The sequence below is a fragment of the Aquimarina algiphila genome, assembly GCF_007489275.1.
Classification (GTDB): Bacteria; Bacteroidota; Bacteroidia; order Flavobacteriales; family Flavobacteriaceae; genus Aquimarina; species Aquimarina algiphila.
Genome location: NZ_VLNR01000006.1, coordinates 111,036 through 134,047, shown reverse-complemented (window position 1 = coordinate 134,047; position 23,012 = coordinate 111,036). Strand labels below are relative to the sequence as shown.

General features: G+C 34.7%; 11 protein-coding genes and 1 pseudogene. 6 read left to right on the top strand and 6 right to left on the bottom strand.

Annotation, left to right across the window (positions count from 1 at the left end; all coding sequences use genetic code 11):
- Positions 1 to 114, top strand: a pseudogene (locus FOF46_RS32480) (IS982 family transposase); the annotation flags it as partial.
- A gap of 115 nt (positions 115 to 229) precedes the next feature.
- Here the strand turns inward: FOF46_RS32480 and FOF46_RS04565 are convergent.
- The 6 genes from FOF46_RS04565 to FOF46_RS04540 all read right to left on the bottom strand — a co-directional run bounded on the left by FOF46_RS04565 (position 230) and on the right by FOF46_RS04540 (position 11,976).
- Positions 230 to 2,068 (bottom strand): Ig-like domain-containing protein, encoded by a 1,839-nt coding sequence (locus FOF46_RS04565; protein ID WP_143915607.1) that lies wholly within the window; start codon positions 2,066 to 2,068, stop codon positions 230 to 232.
- A 59-nt stretch (positions 2,069 to 2,127) separates the two neighbouring features.
- A complete protein-coding gene (locus FOF46_RS04560) occupies positions 2,128 to 4,425 on the bottom strand; it encodes a family 20 glycosylhydrolase (protein ID WP_143915606.1) in 2,298 nt (765 codons plus the stop codon).
- A gap of 2 nt (positions 4,426 to 4,427) precedes the next feature.
- Positions 4,428 to 5,297: a BadF/BadG/BcrA/BcrD ATPase family protein gene (locus tag FOF46_RS04555; RefSeq protein ID WP_109434502.1), complete on the bottom strand. Its 870-nt coding sequence runs from the start codon at positions 5,295 to 5,297 to the stop codon at positions 4,428 to 4,430.
- A gap of 19 nt (positions 5,298 to 5,316) precedes the next feature.
- The gene (gene nagB, locus FOF46_RS04550) at positions 5,317 to 7,233 is read right to left on the bottom strand and encodes a glucosamine-6-phosphate deaminase (RefSeq protein ID WP_143915605.1); all 1,917 of its coding nucleotides are present in this window, start codon (positions 7,231 to 7,233) and stop codon (positions 5,317 to 5,319) included.
- Positions 7,234 to 7,356: 123 nt separating this feature from the next.
- Positions 7,357 to 8,973: a RagB/SusD family nutrient uptake outer membrane protein gene (locus FOF46_RS04545; protein WP_143915604.1), complete on the bottom strand. Its 1,617-nt coding sequence runs from the start codon at positions 8,971 to 8,973 to the stop codon at positions 7,357 to 7,359.
- A gap of 9 nt (positions 8,974 to 8,982) precedes the next feature.
- Positions 8,983 to 11,976 (bottom strand): TonB-dependent receptor plug domain-containing protein, encoded by a 2,994-nt coding sequence (locus FOF46_RS04540; RefSeq protein ID WP_143915603.1) that lies wholly within the window; start codon positions 11,974 to 11,976, stop codon positions 8,983 to 8,985.
- A 233-nt stretch (positions 11,977 to 12,209) separates the two neighbouring features.
- Here FOF46_RS04540 and FOF46_RS04535 point away from each other — a divergent pair, with 233 nt between their 5' ends.
- From FOF46_RS04535 to FOF46_RS32305, 5 genes are all read left to right on the top strand, one after another.
- The gene (locus FOF46_RS04535) at positions 12,210 to 13,241 is read left to right on the top strand and encodes a sensor histidine kinase (RefSeq protein ID WP_109434506.1); all 1,032 of its coding nucleotides are present in this window, start codon (positions 12,210 to 12,212) and stop codon (positions 13,239 to 13,241) included.
- A complete protein-coding gene (locus FOF46_RS04530; RefSeq protein WP_109434507.1) occupies positions 13,241 to 13,966 on the top strand; it encodes a LytR/AlgR family response regulator transcription factor in 726 nt (241 codons plus the stop codon). The genes FOF46_RS04535 and FOF46_RS04530 overlap by 1 nt, the downstream gene beginning before the upstream one ends.
- 9 nt (positions 13,967 to 13,975) lie before the next feature.
- Complete coding sequence (locus tag FOF46_RS04525; RefSeq protein ID WP_143915602.1) at positions 13,976 to 15,808, top strand: sodium:solute symporter family protein; 1,833 nt, start codon at positions 13,976 to 13,978, stop codon at positions 15,806 to 15,808.
- Between the two features lie 5 nt (positions 15,809 to 15,813).
- Positions 15,814 to 16,899 carry an acyltransferase family protein gene (locus FOF46_RS04520; RefSeq protein ID WP_333968494.1) on the top strand — a complete coding sequence of 362 codons (1,086 nt, stop codon included), beginning with the start codon at positions 15,814 to 15,816 and terminating at the stop codon, positions 16,897 to 16,899.
- Positions 16,900 to 17,158: 259 nt separating this feature from the next.
- A complete protein-coding gene (locus FOF46_RS32305) occupies positions 17,159 to 22,951 on the top strand; it encodes a glycosyl hydrolase family 18 protein (RefSeq protein WP_208746747.1) in 5,793 nt (1,930 codons plus the stop codon).
- The last annotated feature ends 61 nt before the right edge of the window (positions 22,952 to 23,012 follow it).

Here is a 23,012-nt window from a genome sequence, read left to right as displayed (position 1 = left end):
GAGGGATTTAAAAATAGAATCTTATCAAAGATCACAGCAATGACCATTATTCAATATATCAATAGGTTTGAATTCAACAGAAATATAAACAACCTAAAAATTAATATTAACTAAATGCACAACGGGTAGATATAATTATTTTATTCAAAAAATCCTCTTTCATCAAAATAGACAAAAGAGGATTAAAACAATCAAAAGCTCATTTTAGTGTACTATAATTAAGCTGGTATTATTGACATGACCCTATGGTTTTCCACCAATGTTCACCACTACCGGGAGTAACCCAGATAGGACCTGTTTGTGCTTCATATAAAGTATTTTGATATACTACACGATCACCTTGATTATATACTATAGGATAGGCTTGCCAGTTGGTAACACCTCTACAAGAACCTCCTCCACCTCCGCCAGAAGAGGTTACGGTAATTGAAACAGAACCGGATGTAGTTGTAGCATTGTTATTATCCGTAGCAACAGCACTCAAGCTATAGCTTCCTACAGTAGCATTAGACCATGAATACGTATAAGGACTACTTGTATCTTCTCCTAATTTTGTATTTCCCTGGAAAAATTCAACTTTAGTTATTGATCCATCAATATCAGTAGCATTTACAGCAATATTGATGGCTTGTCCTACGACTATAGAAGAATTATTTCCCGGAGCGGTAATAGAAACCGAAGGAGATTGATTATTTCCTCCACCTGTACCACCATCGCAATCTCTTATAAATTCCCATGGTTGCCCTGCTCCTGTGCTAGATGAAGGAATATTACCTTGTGTCCACCATTTTGCTCTATACAATTTATTTTGGTATACAACTTCTTGTCCAGTGGTATATGCTAATGCGGCATTCCATTGAGAAGACTCACATCCGCCTCCACCGCCTCCACCGCCACCAGAGTATGGAGATTCTGGATAGTTTTCAGCGTTTGCTATAGCTTGTGATTGAGAAACCCCACTAAGTACCTGGCTGGCAACATGAACATAACCATATGCAGAAGAATTACCATTACCTAATAAGAGTTGCCATATCATAACTCCATCGTTAGAATTGTTAGCGGCAATATGATTAGATAAATCTGCCATATTTTGATAGTTGTATTCATAATATGGTCCCCAGGGTTCATTTGGATAATGGGTTCCAGCAGCAATTGAGAACCCATATTGATTAGCATAATACTTATAAGCATCGTACATAATCTTCCTATTACTAGCAGCTCCAGTGTTATACCCTTGATAAGCAATAAGATCAATTTTGTCACCTACAGCTTTCATTACAGGAATCATATGACCTGTTGAAGAAAAACCAAATAAACTAATAGCCTGATTAGGAGAAGTTGCATTATATAAATTAGTATCAGATTCTCCTGTTACAGCATTTCGTTTACTATACCCATAAGGAGAGGAGGAATCATCATTATTAAGCCCTCCTAAAGCTCCAGCTCCAGCAGGAGCGCAGGCTAATACATATTGTCCTTTTGGCATGATTGCTCTGGAATTGTTAAAGAAATCTATGAATCGTTGAACATTTATAGGCTCACCAATGGTTTGAAAACTTCCGCTAGGTTCAAAATCCCAATCGATACCTTCAAACCCCATATCATCTACTAAATCTTTAATGTGCTGATAATTTATGTCATAAGCGGCATTGCTACCCCAATAGGTTTCGCCTCCTATAGATAAGATGACCTTGATTCCTTTGGATTTTAAAGCTGCTACTGATTCTTTTAAGGTCTCACCACCATAAGGAGTTTGAATACCTGTATTTGTAATATCCAAAGATCCTTTTTGATACCTGAGATTTGGTTTCCCAAAGGCGAGGAAAACATGGGTTACATGCTCTGGAATATCTCTTAGTTTCGATCCCTGTCCTGGTGCTGCCCAACTTTCTGACCATGATGGAAAATATCCTAATATTATTGGCTCAGTGAGGGTTGATTTGTCAATAGAACTAGATTCAGCATTTTGTGCTTCTAATATTTCATCTTCTACAAAGTTTTCATTTGAACAGGAAAAAAAGAAAACCTGTATGAATACGATAACCGATAGTCTTTTAAGTAAATTCATAATTAGTTAATTTTAGAGTTTGTGTAGATTTCTATTTTTATAATTAGGAGTTTATTAGATTAATGAAAGATCATATGTTCGTCTACTTCTTTATAATTCATTTCTGATGCTTTTCTGTATTTTAGTTCAACGGTATTCCAATCTGTTGCCCAACCCTTAGCTATGTTATTTAGATACACAATTTTAAGTTTATGTTTTCCTTTCTGTAGAGCAATCGAACTCTCTTTTGGATGTTTTTTTAACGGAGTTTTATAATCAATTAATAACTGATCGGCAACCCAAACCTGATCTTGTACACTAGAAAAATAGTAAACACCATCTTCTGGAATATCAACAAAACCATCTAAGAATACTGCCCTAAAATTATCTTCATTAACTTCATGTCCCCAACTATAGGTAGTATTAGAATCTTTAATTCTTTTTATAGTTGAAGTATGTGTTTTTGTATTGTTTTTAATATCATTCACATTTTTAAAATGTCCTTTAATTTCTTTCATAACAAGCCCTTTAGAAAGCTCTGAGGTATTCAAAGGAGCAATAGGTTTTTCTTTTATTATCGATAATTTTCTAATAGTGCTCATTTTACCGTTGTCTAATATTGAAGCAATCCTTAATTCTGATGTTTCTGTAAATAATAAGGGTTTTGTGTATTCTTCACTATTTCCATTTGGATCTGTCCCATCTGTGGTATATATCATTTTTACCGGATGAGTAGTTGTGAATTCTAGGTTTACACTATCAATAAAAGTTATTTTATCAGAAGTAGGGCCTTCAGGAAGAGGGATATGGTGACTAATATTATAATGATCTAATACATTATATATCGTATTCAATCGTTTTAAAAAATTATCAAAATCTTTATTTTCTTTGGGTGTCCAAGTGGTTTCAGCGAGAGCTATTATTCGAGGATAAAGCAAATATTCTATGGTTTTTTCCTGAGAAGCGTATTCGGTCCATAAATTTCCTTGTGCTCCTAAAATGTGTTTTCTTTTATCAATTTTAATTTCCTTTGGTATAGGATCATAGTTATACGTTTTTTCAAGTGAGATGTACCCACCAAAAGCAAGAGGTTCTACTTTATAATCACCTTGGTAGAAATTGAGATAAGTATACTCTACGGGGGTCATGATAACATCATGTCCTTCGTTGGCTGCTTTGATACCTCCTTCTTCACCTTGCCATGACATGATGTTGGTTGTAGGAGTAATACCACCTTCCAGAATCTCATCCCAACCAATCATTTTCTTGTTGTATTTTTCTAAGATTTTTTCTACACGAGACATAAAATAACTTTGGATCTCATTCTCATCTTTTAATCCTTTTTCTTTTTTTAATTGCTGACAGGTTAATGAGTTTTTCCATTGTTCTTTGGGGACTTCGTCTCCTCCCATATGATAATATTCATAAGGAAAAAGAAAGGAAAGTTCCTTGATAACATTTTCGATAAAAGTGTACGTTTCTTCTTTTCCAGCACATAGAATACTGGATTCGATACCCCATAAATTTCTCACTTCATACTCCTTGTTATCACATGAAAGCTCTGGATATGCTGCTAAAATTGCGATAGCATGTCCTGGAGTATCAAATTCTGGTACAATATCTATAAATCTATCTTTTGCATAACGTACTACTTCTCTTATTTCTTCTTGAGTATAATATCCCTGATGGTAAGAACCATCAACATCTTTCCTTTTAGATCCAATGGTTGTAAGTTTAGGGTATTTCTTAATTTCGATTCTCCAGCCTTGATCATCGGTTAAATGCCAATGAAATTTATTTATTTTAAATAAAGAAAGTACATCAAGTTGTTTCTTTATGAAATCAACAGAGAAAAAATGCCGGGAAACATCAAGATGCATTCCTCTCCAACTAAAACGGGGTTTATCTTCGATGTCGACGGCATTAATTTTAAAAGGAAGCTGTATAACATCATGATTATACAAAGGAAGAAGTTGCATAAAGGTTTGCATACCGTAGAACAACCCTCGATCTGTTTTTGCTTTTATTTTTATATCATTTTCTGAGATAGAAAGATGATACTCTTCATCCTCAAAACCTAATGTGTTTTCTTTTATAAGCTGAATCCTGTTATTCGTATTTCCAGTATCAGATACTGTAAAAGAATGGTTTATACGAGCTTTTATTTTTTCAACAAAGAAATTTGCAATAATCTTTGATGACTCATCTTTACATAGAAAAGAAGTGTTTTTGTTAATTTCAAATTTTTCATTTTTGGAGACTACTCTTAATGGTTTTGGAGTAATGCTCAAAAAATGATCTGTTGATGAAGGTAAAACTTCAGAGTTTTTACAAGCCATAAAAATTAAAAAAAAGAAAAATATACTTCGTATGTTCATTATTAATTTATTTTTTGAAGGATTTCTTGTTGAACGATTTGTTTAACCAGATGGTCGATGGGTTTTTTGATAAAACTCTTTACCTGATAACCATAATTATCCAATTCTTTTTTAATTACATCCTGAGAATAATATGCAACAGAGCCTACGAAATGGATGGGATATTTACATAATTCTTCTTTGTATTGAAAAAGATATGTACGTATAAAGTTTAAAATTCCTTCATGTAATATTTCTTCGATATATATATTACCTCTATTTCTAAATATAAACTTAGCGAAAGAGGCTAAATACTTATTAGGAAAACTAGTACGATATAATATATTTAATAATTGATCAAGGTCAGTATCATATTCCTGTTTAAAAAGCGAGGCCATATCTAATGGCATTTGACCCAAGAAATAATCTTTGATCAATATTTTTCCAAAGTAATTACCACTACCTTCGTCGGCTAATAGGTAACCTAAAGCAGGAAATTTTTGAATTACTTTTTTTCCATCAAAATAACAAGAATTAGCACCGGTTCCCAAGATACAGACAATACCTGGCTTTTGGGTTGTAGCTTTCACAGCACCAATAATATCTTCTTCTATGCTAATTTCTTTAACGTTCTTAAATATAGATTGTAAAACAAGATTTATCTTTTTTTTGGATTTAGCCTCACCACACCCGGCTCCATAAAAATACACACCATGTATTAAGTCACTTTTTTGTACAATAAGATCTTCTTTTTGAATGATACTCTGGATATCATTTTTAGAAAGTAAAAGAGGATTTATACCATGAGTTAAAAATTTGTAAACAGGTTGACCATTATTATTGATGAGCACCCAATCACATTTTGTAGAACCACTATCTGCACATAATATCATAGTTTATTGCGTTGTATCATTAAAAATTATATTTTTTGAAAGCCTCTATAGCTTCATAGTCAGCCAATCCAAGTTGATCATATAGCATTGCGGTATTTCTATTCCTTTCGCGTGCTCTTAGCCAAAATTCTCTTGAGTCTTCACCCTGAAACATCACTCGGTCTTTTTGAGATTGATGATATAAAATAGCGTTAGTTTTTTTGTTTACCTCATGAGGGCTTAATGGTACAGCCATCTCAATTTCTGAAACGTCCCATTCTTGCCAAGCGCCTCTATACAACCATACCCAACAATCTTTCATGAAATCTTTATTTTTTAAGTTTTTGACAGCTTCAAAAATGGCATCCAAACATACCTTATGAGTTCCATGAGGATCAGCAAGGTCACCCGCAGCGTATATCTGATGAGGTCTTATTTTTGAGATCAAGTTTTCAGTAATTTTTACGTCTTTTTCGCCAAGTGGATTTTTCTTTATTTTACCAGTTTCATAGAAAGGAAGGTCCAGAAAATGCACTTTTTCATCAGATAAACCAAAATGTCTTATTGCTCCAAGAGATTCCATTCTTCTAATCAACCCTTTGATCAATCTTACTTCGGGAATATCAATATCTCCTGGGTTTTTGGAGGTAAGAAATTCTATTACTTTTTTGAAATTATTCCCTTTATTGTTGGTTTGAAAATTATAAGCTACTTCAGAAAATTTTAATGCTTCATCATCTGTAACAGCTATGTTTCCCGATGTTTGATATGCTACATGAACATCATGGCCTTGATCTATTAATCTTAAGAAAGTTCCTCCCATAGATATAACGTCATCATCAGGGTGCGGACTGAAAATGAGAACCCGTTTTTTAGCAGGTAAAGCCCTCTCGGGTCTGTTGGTATCATCTGCATTTGGTTTTCCTCCTGGCCAACCGGTAATTGTATGTTGAAGTTTATTGAAGATCTTAATATTTAAATTATAAGAAGATCCTTCTACAGCCAAAAGACTTGACATCCCATTATCATTATAATCTTTGTCGGTAAGTTTTAAAACGGGTTTATTTAATTCCTGACTTAGCCATGTTACCGCTTTAAATTTTAATTGCTCTGTCCAGATACATTGATCTACAAGCCATGGTGTTTTTATTCGGGTAAGTTCTGAAGCTGCTTCAGAATCAAGAATGATAGTAGTGTTTTTATGTTGCTGTAAAAAGGAAGCAGGAATATTTGAAGATACTTCACCTTCTATAGTTTGCTGAACCACTGTTGCCTTTTTATGTCCCCATGCAAGTAATAGTACTCTTCTGGATTTCATAATAGTGCTTATCCCCATGGTCACGGCCTTTTTAGGAACATGTTCCAAACCATTAAAGTCAGAAGAAGCATCTGTTCTAGTCACGTGATCAAGGGTAATAATTCTTGTGCCAGAATTTGGGTGAGATCCAGGCTCATTAAAGCCTATATGACCTGTTCTTCCAATTCCCAGAAGCTGAAAATCTAATCCTCCATATTGCTTAATTTTCATTTCATAATCTATGCAATATTGATCCATTTCTTCTACTGGAATAGTACCATCGGGAATGTTTACATTCTCTGGATTAATATCCACATGATCAAATAGATGTTGGTGCATAAAATGATAGTAACTTTGTTGATGTTCTGTATCCATAGGATAGTACTCATCCAGATTAAAAGTTACTACATTAGAAAAGCTTAGTTCTCCAGAACGGTGTAAACTCACTAATTCTTCATACACCTTTATAGGAGAAGAACCTGTTGCTAAGCCAAGTACGCACGTATTACCTTCTTTTTGCTTTTGCTTAATCAATGCTGCTATTTCGTTTGCAACCAATTTTGAAGCTATTGATGAATCGGGAAATATTTCGTTATGAATTTTCTCAAATTTCGTTTTTTCGAACTTCCCTACCTGTTTATATTCAATTTCCTGAATCATATTCTCAAGAGTTTGATATTTTTTAGTTGTTTTAATGGCTTTAAGATTTAGATGAAAGAGATGGAGTTAAAATATATATTGTTTTTCCATCTCTTTCATAATTTAGTTTATGGCTAATTGTAATTAAAAATTTCCACCAGGAACATCCCACCATAACCGGGTACCTGCATTATCTGCGCCACCAAGTTTGGTTACAGCACCAGCTACGCCATCAGGGTTAGTTTGTAATTCACTATCCACAAAAGGGATTCTTCGAATTTGTAGATTGGTATCTACTATACCACCACTTTGATTACTAACCACTGGGAATATTTTTGGGTAACCTGTACGTCTATATTCACTCCAGGCTTCTTGCCCCTCGGGGAACATTGCTATCCATTTTTGAGTAATTATACGTTCTAACTTTTCTTCATTACTAGCTGCGTTATCCCAGGCAATAGTAATGGTACTTAATGCAGCAATATTATTTGCAGAATTAATAGGATCTACATAATCTTGTGGAGTTGATGTATTATCTGCAATATAAGCAGCCGCTCCAGAAGATCCTCTTTGCTGAAAAGATAATGTTATACCTTGCTCATAGTTTCCTTGTATATCTCCAGAACCACTCCATCCCCTTAATGCTGCTTCTGCTTTTAGGAAAAACACTTCTGCAGCAGTCATAAGTTGAACAGATGATGTTAATACATTATCGTTAAGAACAGCAAAAGTGATATAATCTGCTTTTTGCGCTAACTCATCTGCGTATCCTGGTAATAAAGGCAATCCATTACGAACACCTTTTAATGATCCTGGAACTACAGGGACAGTAGTATTATCTCCTGGAACCGTTTCGCTGAAATATGAATTAGCTCTAGGATCATCATAGCCAATTAAAATAGACTCCATAGAAGCATTCATTCTAATATCTCCCCAAGAGTTATTGATGGTCTTTATCGGGTGATCAAGAGTACCGTTTATAAAAAAGCTATCGGCATTAGATTCCATAACCCCAATAGGATGACTGAGTGATTTTTCTCCTTCAGTTTTTGCTTTGGCAGCATCTACTTTAGAAATACGAATGGCTAAACGTAGTCGTAATGAGTTTGCGTATCGTATCCAACTTTCATAATTACCTCCATATGCTAAATCAAAAGCAGTAAATCTTGGGCTATCTATATTATCAGATAAGATTTGAATCGCTTCTTCAAGGTCATTAAAGAAAGCAGTATAAGCCTCTTCCTGAGAATCATATTCACTTGTTGTAGCAGAAGCTCCAAATTTTGTATATACAATAGGACCAAAAACATCTGACACCCTGTGCATAGCAGTAACCTTTAAGATTTGAGATACAGCAAATAATTCTGGAAACTCATCTTTGGTCTCATTTTCAATAGTTCGTGCATTATTCATCACATTAGAATAAGGCACGCTCCATATAAAATTATTCCAGCCACTTACCAAATTGTATGTAGTATTATTGGCTCCAGCGACAAATGGCCTAGGGTTAGTCATGTACCCAGAAAATACATCTGCATTAAGATTCTGTTGCAATTGATACGACCAAGGCGGTGTATATTGATAAATATTTTCAAACATAGGTTTGTATAAAGAGCCTACATTCTGGAAATCTACTTCTAATTGTTCTTGTGTAATATTTCTTGGATTTTCATCAATCCCTTCCAAATCATCTGAACAGGATGAGAATAGCATCGAAAAGAGAGCTAGCCCCGATAAAAATATATTATTTATGTTTTTCATAGTCTTTTTTTAAAAAGTTAAATTAATATTCAATCCCCAGCTTCTTGTAGAAGGAAGACCTAAAACATCAACCCCTTGCAGTGCATTTCCGGTACTTAAGGAAACATTAGGATCGTGAGGAGCATCTTTATAGAAAAAGAATAAATTATTACCAATTGCCGAAGCTTTTATATTCTTGAAAAAAGAAGATTCTGATAATTTGAAGTTATATCCAATAGCCAGTTCTGCCAGACGAACATTGGTTGCACTGTATACATACTCTCCTGTAAATCCATTTCTACCTCCAGCAAGCCCGTAGTATTCCTGAGCCGTAAGAGTAGAAACAGTTCCAGAAGGATCAACAACTTCTATAGGTGCATTTTCAGTCTCTCTTCTAGAATTATTACTTAATCCTTCTACTACAGCTTCTGTTAAACTCACTGTTTCTCCACCAAATTTTCCATCTATAAGAAAGTCCAGGCTTATATTTTTATATGTTAATGTGTTATTCCACCCTAAAGTAAAATCGGGATTAGCATTACCAATTTTTTCAAGACCAGCTATAGTGTTATCTGGATTCTCATCATTGATAATCAAAGCGCCATTATCTACAATAGGTCGACCATTCGCATCACGTTTTACTACCTGAGCATATATATCTCCATAAGATCCGCCTTCGACCAAATAGGAAGCAAAAGTATTTACTCCCGGAGCAGAAATAACCTGATTATCGATTTGTACATCATCTGAAGGATTACTAATTTCCTCAACCTCATTATCATTAGTAGCAAAATTTATGTTTGATGTCCATTTAAAGTTTTCTGTTTGTATTGGTGTGATAAAAATAGATCCTTCAAAACCTTGGTTGATAATATCACCAGAATTAACCCCTACGGTTACAGCTCCTGTTCCTGTTGAAACGGGAACCTGGAAATATTGATCTACAGTACTAGTGTGATAATATCCAATATCAAATCCGAATCTACCATCAAAAAAACGCCATTCTGTTCCGATTTCATATGATTGTTGCTGTTCTGGTCTAACCTCTCCAAGAGGACGTACAGGATTAAGTGGGCTTATACCTCCACCAAATAAGATTTGTCGCTCTGGAAAAACTGTATTTGCAGGAACATCGTTACCAACTTCTGCATATGAGGCCCGTACTTTTGCAAATGAAATTCGATCCCCTAAGTCAAAAACCTCACTCAAAATACCAGTTACACCTACCGAAGGATAGAAATAAGAATTATTATTAGAAGGCAAAGAAGATGACCAATCATTACGAGCAGTTAAATCAACAAATAGTTTTTCATTAAATCCTATGGTAGCACTTGCAAAGACAGAATTTACCTTTTTGTCTAAGGAAGTTTGAGATAGTGAAACCTGTGGATTAGCATTAAAATTTTGAATAGAGAATACGTTAGCAAATTGAAGTCCACCTGCGGTTCCCGAATCAGCATTTAGAATCTCTGTAGAACTTCTCGTAGTACTGGTACCAACATTTGCTGATAAAGAAATAGTATTAAACTGTTTAGATATAGAAGCAATTATATCTCCATAAATTTGTCTGATATCCTGTTCATTAAAAATGTATCGTCCAGTACTGGGAGCTAATGTAGCTTCTGTAGTAGCAAATATTTCTTTGTCATAATTTAAAAGAGTTTGATCATAAGTACCTCTGGTTTGTAGTGATAACCAATCATTAATTTTAAACTTTAAATTTAAAGAGGCTAATAATTTTCTATTGATATCTTCACTGGCATTTCTGTTTAAAATCCAGTATGGGTTTTGCTCAATATCAAAAGTTGGTCTAAACCATCGTTGACTCTGAATATTTCTAGTGTCATCAAATTCTTCGAATCGTTCGTAGCTAGATAATCGTTCTCCGGGAGAATCAAAATTGTAAGCACCAACTAAAGGGTTAAAATATAATCCAGATACTGGACGATTATCAATAGTTTGAGTTGAAGCTAAAACACTTGCGTTAGCAGTAACTATACCATCAAAAAACTTAGCAGTTTCTCGTATATTAATAGTATGTTGTTTTAGATCATTTGTCGGAAGTATACCAGAAGCAAAAGTATTAGAATACGAAAAATAAGTTTGTGCATTTTCACTACCTCCAGAAGCAGATAAAGAAGTTATTGATGTGACTCCGGTATTAAAGAAATCTTCAATGTCATTTTCTGCTTTGTCATTTAAGTCAATGTAATATGCAGCACTCTCAACAAGAATATTAGAAGAGAAATTTACCTTAAAACTTCCTGCTCTACCTTTTTTGGTAGTAATTAATATAACTCCATTCAAACCGGCACTCCCATAAAGTGCTGATGCAGATGCTCCCTTTAATACAGTTAAAGATTCAATGTCATCTGGGTTAATAAGAGATAAGACGTCTCCACCATCTTTATTCCCACCATTAAGATCACCAAAAGTATCATTCGGTTGCCCTCCGGTCGGATTAGATAGCGGAATACCATCCACAACATAGAGCGGTTGGTTGTTACCTAGAGAAGAATTACCTCTAAGAGTTACCTTAACAGATCCTCCAACCCCAGAAGAACTTCTATTAACAACAACCCCAGATATCTTACCAGAAAGACTATTGACAGGGTTTGTTTGTTTGACTTTACTTAATTCTGCTGCATTAATATCTTGAGCAGCATATGTTAATGATTTTCTACTTTTTTGAATACCAAGTGCAGTTACCACTACATCATCTAATTGTTCTGTATCTGCTTCTAACTGTACATTAATTGCGGTATCACTACCGACAGTTATTTCCTTACTAGCCATTCCCAAATACGAAAATACGATTACATCTCCTGTGGCAGCAGTAATGGTATAATTACCATCAAAATCTGTCTGCACCCCATTCGTAGTTCCTTTTATAATAATATTAACTCCTGGCAGCGGTATGCCATCTGAAGCCCCCTTTACTATACCTGTAATTTGGATCCCCTGTCCAAAGCTCAGAAAAGAAAAAAATAATAAAGTGGTAAGGGTTAAAATTTTTTGTTTCATATTATAGTGTTGTTTATTTGAATGATCTCAAAGTAGTATTTTAATACTCCCGCAAAATTTTTTTTAGACAAACGACACCGTTTTAATAACAATCAACAGATAGTCAGAGATATCAGTATTTTGGCTGTTATCACTTTCTTAATTTTTTTGGTTTTCTGTGTAAATAGCCTTACTTTTTTCAAAAATTTTTGTTAAAACGTTAATGAAAAAAAGAATTTTATCAATTATTAATAATGGGGAACGGTGTTCATAAAACAATTAAAAGAATCTATCACTTATACTTTTGGATTGTTTATTTTCTGTTTAATTGGGTACGATGGGGAAGTTATTTTAATGATTATTGGTATTCATTAAAATCCAATCTTGTCGAATTTCCTCTTCATTTGATTATTGTATATTTTAATATTTATTATCTGGTTCCGAAGTTTATACTTAAAAAAAAGTATGTAGGTTATCTTGTTGCACTTTGTATTGCACTTGGTGTACATTATGTTTTAAGATCTGGACTTAATTTTTGGCTGGTTACAGAGGATATTTGGCCAGAAGTACAAGGAAAACTTAACCCTTTTGGTTTTAATCATATTGTTGCTGTTACTATAGGAGAACTATATGTAATAGGACTTACTTCTGCTATAAAATTTACAGTAGATTTTGTAACAGAGCAAAATAAGAATAAACATTTAAGCGAATTACAATATAAAACAGAATTGAAATATCTGAAAGCTCAGATTCAACCCCACTTTTTTTTTAATACTCTAAATAGTTTATATGCGTTGACGATACAAAAATCTGAAAAAGCTACAGATTTGGTATTGAAACTTTCTAATTTCATGCGATATGTAATCTATGAAACCAGTCAAAAAAAGTTACCTCTTTTACAAGAGATCGATCATATAGATAATTATATCGAACTTGAAAAAATGCGTCATTGTGATAGGGTAATTTCAAATGTAGATATAAGTGGCAATATAGATGATGTTAAAGTCGTTCCTATGTTATTTTTGCCTTTTATAGAAAATGCTTTTAAACATGGTCTTCGGGATAATGATAGAATGGAGCTATCTATTTCTTTTGAAAGAAATGGCAATGAATTGATATTTATATCCAAAAATAATTATGAAGAACAATTAGAAATTGAAAAATCAAATGGGATAGGTATAAAAAATGTAAAACGAAGATTGCAAATTCTCTATCCCAAAAATTTTACGTTAAACATATCAAGAAAAAATAATGAATATTCGATTTTACTTAAAATCCCCATCTAATGACTATTAAATGTATAATAATTGATGATGAACCCTTAGCCATAGAAGTTATTGAATCTTTTTTGGAAGAATTTAAAAATGTTCAGATTGTTAATGTTTTTAGAAGTCCGATAGAAGCATTACCCGTTTTAGAACTAGGCGATATTGATGTAGTGTTTTTGGATATAAATATGCCTAAGATGAACGGCTTGGAGTTTTTGAAAAGCTTGCAAGTATATCCTCAAGTGATCATTACTACGGCTTATAAAGAATATGCACTAGAAAGTTATGAATTAGAAGTTTTAGACTATTTGGTAAAGCCTATCTCCTTTAATCGGTTTTTAAAATCTATAAATAAATTAACTGCTAGATTAATTGCAATTAAAAAACATGAACCTTCTATAGATCTCATTCAGCCAGCTCATATTTTTTTGAAGGTAGATAAGAAATTAGTTAAGATCCTCCTTAGTGATATCCTTTTTATAGAAAGCCTTAAAGACTATATCAGGGTGAGTACAATAGAAGGTACTTTTATGTCACATAAATCTCTTTCAAGTATAAGTGAAGAACTTCCTTCAGAAAATTTTATTAGAATTCATAAATCATATACAATAGCCATAGATAAAGTTAAGTCAATAGAAGGTAATCTTTTGGAAGTTGGAGGCAAAAGAATTCCTATCGGAAGAAATTATGCGGCGCACGCCAAACAACAAATATTAAAGAACAAATCAAATTTATTAAAATAAAAACCAAGAATGGAACTAAGTACCTTAGATTATTCAATCATCATATTCTTTTTCTTAACTACACTTATTATAGGTGTTGTAGTAGCCAGGAAGTCTGGGAAGAACACATCAGAATACTTTTTATCCGGTCGTAATATGCCATGGTGGCTCTTAGGATTTTCTATGGTAGCAACTACTTTTTCTACTGATACACCTAATCTGGTAACAGATATTGTTAGACAAAATGGGGTTTCTGGAAATTGGATATGGTGGGCTTTTTTGTTAACAGGTTTACTCACTGTATTTATTTATGCAAGATTATGGAGGCGATCAAATGTGAATACAGACATGGAATTTTATGAATTACGATATTCTGGAAAATCAGCTCGGTTTTTGAGAATATTTCGCTCGGTTTATCTGGGTTTTATTTTTAATATACTTGCTATGTCTGGTGTTACATTAGCCGCTATTAAGATTGGTCAAGTAATGTTAGGATTATCTGCTATTGAAACCGTTGGTTATGCCGCTATTGTTACGCTTGTTTTTAGTGCAATAGGAGGGTTTAAAGGGGTAGTGTACTCTGATTTTCTATTATTCTTTGTTGCAATGGCAGGTGCAATCGGAGCAGCTTATTATTGTGTGAATTTACCCGAAGTAGGAGGTATTAATAATTTGGTGTCGAATCCCAATGTACAAGACAAACTATCGCTTGTTCCAAAATTGGAAGATAAAAAAGGGTTGATCACATTACTGGTTATACCTTTGGCTGTGCAGTGGTGGAGTTCCTGGTATCCTGGAGCAGAGCCAGGTGGAGGTGGGTATATAGCACAGCGTATGCTTGCTTCAAAAAGTGAAGGACATGCGATCGGAGCTACATTCTTTTTTAATATTATGCATTATGCATTAAGACCTTGGCCTTGGATTATCGTTGCATTAGCTTCCCTTATTGTATTTCCTGATCTTGCAAGTTTAAGCGAAGCTTTTCCGGGGATCACAGAGGATAAGTTGGGGCATGATCTTGCATATCCTGCGATGTTAACAAAATTACCAGCAGGACTTTTAGGACTAGTGGTAGCGTCTTTAGTGGCAGCTTATATGTCAACTATTTCAACACACTTAAACTGGGGAGCTTCATATCTGGTAAATGATGTTTATAAAGAGTTTGTAGATAAAAATGCCACAGAGAAAAAACTAGTGAATGTAGGAAGAATAGCAACTATTTTATTGATGATAGTGAGTACTTTAATTGCGTTAGCATTAACTAATGCGGTTCAATTATTTAAGTATATATTAATGTTTGGAGCCGGTACTGGACTTATTTTTATTTTAAGATGGTTTTGGTGGAGGATTAATGCCTGGAGCGAAATTTCAGCAATGTTTTCATCAGGTATCATTTCTATAGTGATAAGTACTTCTTTTATTAACGAAAAGCTGTTTGGTAAAGCAATAGAAAATGGCTTTCAAGAAGGAATATTCCCTGATTGGTTCGAGTTTCCTTTTGTTGTTTTAGTGACTACTATTGTCTGGTTATTGGTTACTTTTCTTACCAAACCCGATGATGATCAAAAACTGTTTGATTTTTATAAGAAAATACAACCCGGTGGACCTGGATGGAAATTTATATTAAACAAAGCCAAAAAACAAGACGTAGAAATTATCACGGGCAAAGAAAGGTGGATGGTTCCTTCTGGGATATTAGCCATGATTTTAGGATGTATTCTAGTCTATGGAGCATTATTTGCAACTGGAAACTGGATATACGGAAATTACACAGATGCCTCTATGTTAACTGTTGTAGTAGTGATTGCAGGGTTCTTGCTATCCAGGCTTTGGAAACGAATAGGTAAAACTCTGGTGTCATAACTATTGTGAAAAGGATACAGTCAGTTGATTTTTTAAGAGGATTTACCATAATATTAATGATTTTGGTAAATACCCCTGGAGATTGGTCTTATGTATATGCACCTTTATTGCATGCCGAATGGAATGGTTTGACCTTAGCCGATTTTGTATTTCCTTTTTTTCTATTTATTGTTGGTATCTCTATTTCATTTGTTTATAAGGAAAAAAGTAGAGATACCACTACATACAAAAAGATCATATTTAGAAGCATAAAACTTATTATACTAGGATTGTTTCTCAATGCTTTTGTTCCCTATATTCCTTTTCTTGAAATTAAATCTTTACGCATTCCGGGAGTGTTACAACGTATAGGAATTGTATTTTGCATAGCATCTATATTGTATCTTAATTGCACTAAAAGGCAATTATTAATGATCTCAGGATTGATACTTGTAGGATATTGGTTATGGTTAGCGTATATTCCTTTACCCAACGGAGCTTCTCCAATATTGCAAAGAGGATCTAATAACTGGGCTAATTATATAGATTATAAGTTGTTAAAAGGACATATTTGGAAGCCTGATTATGACCCCGAAGGAATTCTAAGTACTTTTCCAGCAATAGTGACAACACTCATTGGAGTTTTTATAGGTGAGATTTTAATAAGTACAAAAAAACGGAAGCTATTTTTTCTATCAGTGATAGGAACGGTTTTTATTGTAATAGGGTATATGTGGGGATTTTTATTTCCAATCAATAAAGCCTTATGGAGCAGTAGTTTTGTATTAGTAACTTCAGGGTATGCGATTTTGTTTTTAGTGTTGTTTTATTATTTAATGGATGAAAGTAAGTATAATTTTGGTTCAGTTATAAAATCAGTTGGGGCTAATGCCATTATCATTTATTTTTCTTCCAGTATACTTACAAAAATATTTTATTTGGTTCATATCACCCAGGATACTTCTATCCATCGTTGGCTTTTTGAATGTTTGTTTGTTTATGAGTTTTTGGACAGAAGTTTTTCCTCATTTATATATGCAATTGCGGTTGTAGTATTTTATACCTTAATGGCTTATGTGCTATACAAAAAAAAGATATTCTTTAAGGTCTAAACATATTGTGTTACACAAATTAGAATACAAATATTTGTTAGTTTATAGACATTGTTTTTGCAGGTTATATTGATTCATTTTTACAACATTTCAGTTTATCCTTAATTAAGTGTTACAAATCAATATTTTGAAGTTGTTTAGCGAATTAATTTCTTAGATACTTCACTTCTTTCTACTTTAAAAAACGAAAAATCAACTTAAAGCTCTTTTTTAAACTTAGTAACACACAAAAATCGTTTAAACCCTAACTATAACAATTATGAAAACTTCGAGAAGCAGCACGATTCCGTGGCTGCATTACACAACTCATGTTAAAACCGTATGTATTCTATTTTTTTTCTTAGCCCTGGGAAGCTTAAATGCCCAGGTGAATACAGGAGGAAATTCTAACACATCCAATCATAACAAACAAATCATTGGTTATATAACCAATTGGGATGCTTGGAAACAACCTACGGCAGGAGTGCCAGCTCAAGGAGCATTAACTCAGTTGAATATAGACTATTCGAAATACACTATTCTTAACTATTCCTTTTTTGGAGTAGCCAATGATGGATCTTTACATAGTGGAGATCTTCGAAATAAGAATATTTATCAACCAGGAGCTGTGCAACAACCAGGTGATATACTATTTAGTGATGTATATAGTAGTTGGGATTTTCATATTCTTTTTGGTGAAATCGAACCTATTCAGTACATCAATGAAGCTGTAAAACAACGCGCTGAAGCATTGGGTTACCAGGTAACTGTAGGTGGAAATACCTGGAGCCATCCAGAGTGGGGGCTTGAAGGGACTTTACCATTACCATTACCAAAAGAAGGTAGTGATGGAAAAGGATTATTGGAGTTAGCACATCAAAATGGAGTAAAAGTAATGGCTTCTATCGGTGGATGGAGTATGTGTAAACATTTTCCTGAAATGGCGGCAGATCCGGTTAAAAGAGCACGTTTCATAGAAGATTGTAAAAAGCTGATTAGTATGGGGTTTGATGGAATTGATCTGGATTGGGAATATCCCGGGCCATTTCCTGGAATGAATTTTACAGGAACAAATGCTGACTATGCTAATTTTGAGAATTTAGTTCAGGAAATTAGAAATGCTATTGGTCCAGATAAATTAATTACAGCTGCAATGGCAGCAGATTATAAAAAATTAGAAGGATTTAACTGGTCAAATCTGGCCAATACCATGGATTATTTTAATATGATGACCTACGATTTTAATGGTGGTTGGTCTAATAAAGCGGGACATAATGCGCCTGTATATCCATATGATGGAGCTGAAGCGCCAGAGTTTAACTGGCAAACATTATTTAATAAGATGACATCGATGGGAGTGCCTTCGAATAAAATAAACTTTGGTATTCCATTTTATGGAAGAGGAGTAGTAACAGAGGGTAATGCTGCATTAAACGCACCTACCGTCAAAAGAAATGTAACTATACAACCCGATGGACCTGTGAGTACTGCTGCCGATTATACAAATTGGCCACAAGAGGTATATGATGGTACACCAAATTATTTCTTTATTAAACAAAAGACTGGAGGAGGAAGCGGATGGACCAGACAATGGGATGATCAGGCTAAAGTACCTTATATGACAAAAGGAAACTTCTTTTTAAGTTATGATGATGAAGAATCTATAGGAATAAAAGCACAGTATATCAAAGACAATAACCTTGCAGGAACTATAGTGTGGACTGTTTATGGGGACTTGGAGATGAGCGGATCGGTTCAATCTTTTGGAACTAAATTAAAAAGGTGGTCCAATGTAAAATCACCATTAATCAATAAAGTAAATGAAGTTTTTGCAAGTGGCGTAGTGGGTAATGTAATGCCTACAGTTGCCATCACTTCTCCTGATTCTGGAGCAACATTTACTGCAGGTTCAAATATTACTATAGCCGCAAATGCCAGTGATAGTGATGGTACAGTGACCAAAGTAGAATTTTATAACGGAAATACTAAAATAGGAGAAGACACTTCCTCCCCGTATACATTTGACTGGAATGATGTGTCTGCAGGAAATTATACGATTAAAGCAAAAGCAACCGATGATAAAGGAGGAACTGCAACTTCGTCGATATCAATTACAGTAACGGGAAGTGGAGGTAATCAGTTGCCAACAGTATCTATTACTTCTCCTCAGGCTGGAGATACATTTACAGTTGGAGCTAATGTTAGTATTTCCGTAAATGCAAGTGATAGTGATGGTACAATTACTAAAGTAGCATTCTATAATGGAACTACACTTTTAGGAGAAAAAACAACTACTCCATATACCTATAGCTGGAATAACGTTTCAGAAGGGAACTATACAATTATGGTCAAGGCTTATGATAACGAAAATGGTGAAGGGTCCTCTTCTGTTGCTATTACAGTAAGTGATACTGGTGGTTCATGTACCTCACCCGCGTATGTGCCAGGACAGGTATACGCGGGAGGCGATATGGTTTCTTATCAAGGAAATGAATATAGAGCCAAATGGTGGACACAAAATAATGATCCGGTTACCAATAGAGAAAATGTTTGGGAATTAATAGGGCCTTGCAGTGGAGGAGGATCTTCGCCACAGGTATCAATAACATCACCAACTTCGGGAACTAACTTTACCGTTGGAAATAGTATTACTATCAATGTTAATGCATCAGATAGTGACGGATCTGTTTCTAAAGTAGAATTTTATAACGGAACAACAAAGTTAGGTGAAGATGTAACGAGTCCTTATAGCTATACTTGGAATAATGCTACTATAGGTAGTTTTTCGTTAACAGCAAAAGCTACTGATAATGAGAATAATCAAAGTACTTCTTCTGTTGTATCGATAACCGTTGGAAATGATGGTGGATGTACAGGTAGTAGTGATTTTAAAGTGGTAGGGTATATGCCAAGCTGGCAAGGCACCCCTTCGAATATTCAATATGATAAATTAACACATATAAATTACTCATTTCTGTTACCAAATAGTGATGGTAGCCTTCGTCCTTTGGATGGTACTGCAAAAATGCAACAAATTATTACTCAAGGTCATGCTCAAGGTGTAAAAGTATTAATCGCCGTAGGAGGATGGATGGATGGAAATGATTCAGCATTTACAACCCTTGCAGCTAATCCATCAACAAGAACTACATTTATAAATAACCTGGTAAATTTTGTGAATCAGTATAATCTGGATGGTGTTGATATGGATTGGGAATATCCTCGAGAAGGAAATGAGCCTCAGAATTATGAATTATTAATGCAGGAGCTAGGACAAGCGATGCATAGCAGAGGGAAATTATTGACTGCAGCAGTAGTAGTTTCCGGATGGAATGCCGACGGAATATTAAGTGGTGTTTTTGATGATGTAGATTTCTTAAATATCATGGCATATGATGGTCCAGATCATTCTTCAATGGCACAAGCCGAAGGAGGATTAAATTATTGGTTAAGTCGTGGGTTGCCAAAATCTAAAGCCGTATTAGGAGTGCCCTTCTATAGTAGGCCACAAGTAAAAAGCTATACTGAATTATTAGCTATGGGAGCAAATCCTAATAGTGATTCTTATCAAGGAATGAATTATAATGGAATAGCTACAATAAAAGCTAAAACAGAAATGGCTTTAGAAAGAGGTGGAGGAATTATGATGTGGGAACTATCACATGATACTAATGACCAAGCAACATCACTACTGGCAGCAATTCATCAGGTAACCGGTGATCCTTGCGGTGGAAATAATACTCCACCAACGGTATCAGTAACATCTCCTGCATCTGGAGCATCTTTTACCACCGGAACGAACGTAACGATTAATGCAGATGCTTCAGATAGTGACGGAAGTATTACTAAAGTAACATTCTATGTAGATGGAGCTATGGTAAGCGAAGATACATTATCACCATATTCTGCGAGTTGGACTGCAATTGAAGGAAACCATACGTTGACAGCAAAAGCCACAGATGATGATGGAGCTATGACTACATCTTCTTCAATTGAAATAAGCGTAACGGGAGGTACAGGTAATGAGTCGCCAACAGTAACTATTACAAACCCTTCTCAAGGAGCAACGTATACTGTAGGACAAAGTGTGAGCATAGCAGCTAATGCAAATGATACAGATGGTAGTATAAGTAAAGTGGCATTTTATGTAGATGGAATCATGATAAGTGAAGATTTTTCAGCTCCATTTACAGCAAACTGGACATCAACATTAGGAAGTCATAGTATTACAGCAATGGCAACAGATGATGATGCCGCAACAAGTACCTCTATTGCAGTAGCAATTACGGTAAATACAGATGCCGGAAGTGATTGCGATGCCGCACCTTATGTTGACGGATCAGCATATAATACGGGTGATGTTGTACAGAATTTTGATAAAAAATATGAATGTATTGTTGGTGGATGGTGTAGTATAGGAGGTCCTTATGCTCCTGGTGATCCAAATGGTTGGGCTTGGCCAAATGCATGGAAAGAAATTGGAGATTGTACCGGCGGTGGTGGAGCACTTACTGTGTCCATTACACAACCAAATGATGGTGCAAGTTTTACAATTGGACAATCTATAAATATAACAGCAACAGCAAACGATACAGATGGAAATGTTACTAAAGTTGAGTTCTTTGTGGATGGAGTAGAAGTTGGAGAAGACATGTCATCGCCATACAGTACAAATTGGACTGCTACTCAAGGAAATCATACACTTATGGCACGTGCGACCGATAATGATAATACAACAGTAGATTCAGCACCAGTTACTATAACTGTAGGATCAATAAATCCACCACCGCCAGGAGGAGATCTTCCTAAGCGAATATTAGTAGGATATTGGCATAATTTTGATAATGGTTCTTCAACTCCAAAACTAAGAGATGTATCTGATAAATGGGATGTAGTTAATGTCTCTTTTGCAATTCCTAAAGTTCAACTAGGTGCAGACATGGAATTTATTCCGGATAATAGTATATATTCTTCTATACAAGAGTTTAAGGATGATGTAAGAGTCTTACAAGGTAGAGGTCAAAAGGTCCTAATTTCTATGGGTGGTGCTACTGGAGCAGTTGATGTAGATAACCCTTCGGATGCTCAGATTTTTAGTAGTTCAATGACTAATATTATTAATGAATACGGATTTGATGGAATGGATATTGATTTTGAAGGTACTTCAATTTCTTTGGCCCCGGGAGATACCAGTTTATCAAATCCGACTTCTCCAAAAGTAGTAAATCTTATTTCTGCTTTCAGATCTATCCTTTCTCAATACGATATGTCTAAATTTATTCTATCGATGGCTCCTGAAACGGCTTATGTTCAGGGTGGTATTGGGCAGTACGGTGGTATTTGGGGAGCATATCTTCCTTTAATTCATGCATTACGTACAGAAATGGATTACATCCATGTTCAACACTATAATACTGGTAGCATGTTAGGATTAGATGGTAGATCATATTCTGCTGGAAATGCAGATTTTCATGTAGCGATGGCAGAAGTATTATTACAAGGATTCACATTAAGTACGGGAGAACAGTTTCCTGCTTTACGACCAAATCAGGTTGCAATAGGATTACCAGCTAGTCCATCCGCAGCTGGAAGTGGATATACAAGCGCATCCGAGGTTCATAAAGCATTGGATTATATTATCAAAGGACAATCTTTTGGTGGACAATATACCCTTCAAAACCCTTCAGGTTATGCTGATTTCAGAGGATTAATGACTTGGTCCATTAATTGGGATATTGTAGCTGGATTTGGATTCTCTACTCCTTATAGAACATATTTGGATGCCTTAGAGGGTAGAGCAAGCAAAACGATCAATGCTGTAGAAGTATATCCTAATCCAATTGCTGGAGATTTAATGAATGTAAATATCAAAGCTTCCAGAGCAAATTCTGATTTCAATTTGGGAATATTTAATACCAGCGGAATCAAAATGTTAGATTTCAAGAGTACACTTACACAAAAAGGCGATAATCTTAAATCTTTTGATGTGAGTACACTTCAGGAAGGCTTATATTTTTATATTATTTCTTTACCAAAAGAAAAGATCAATGGTAAAGTAATGATAAAACGCTAACCCCGATTTCTTACCATCCGATGTTATAGAAACTACTATGGCATCGGATGGTTTTTATTTT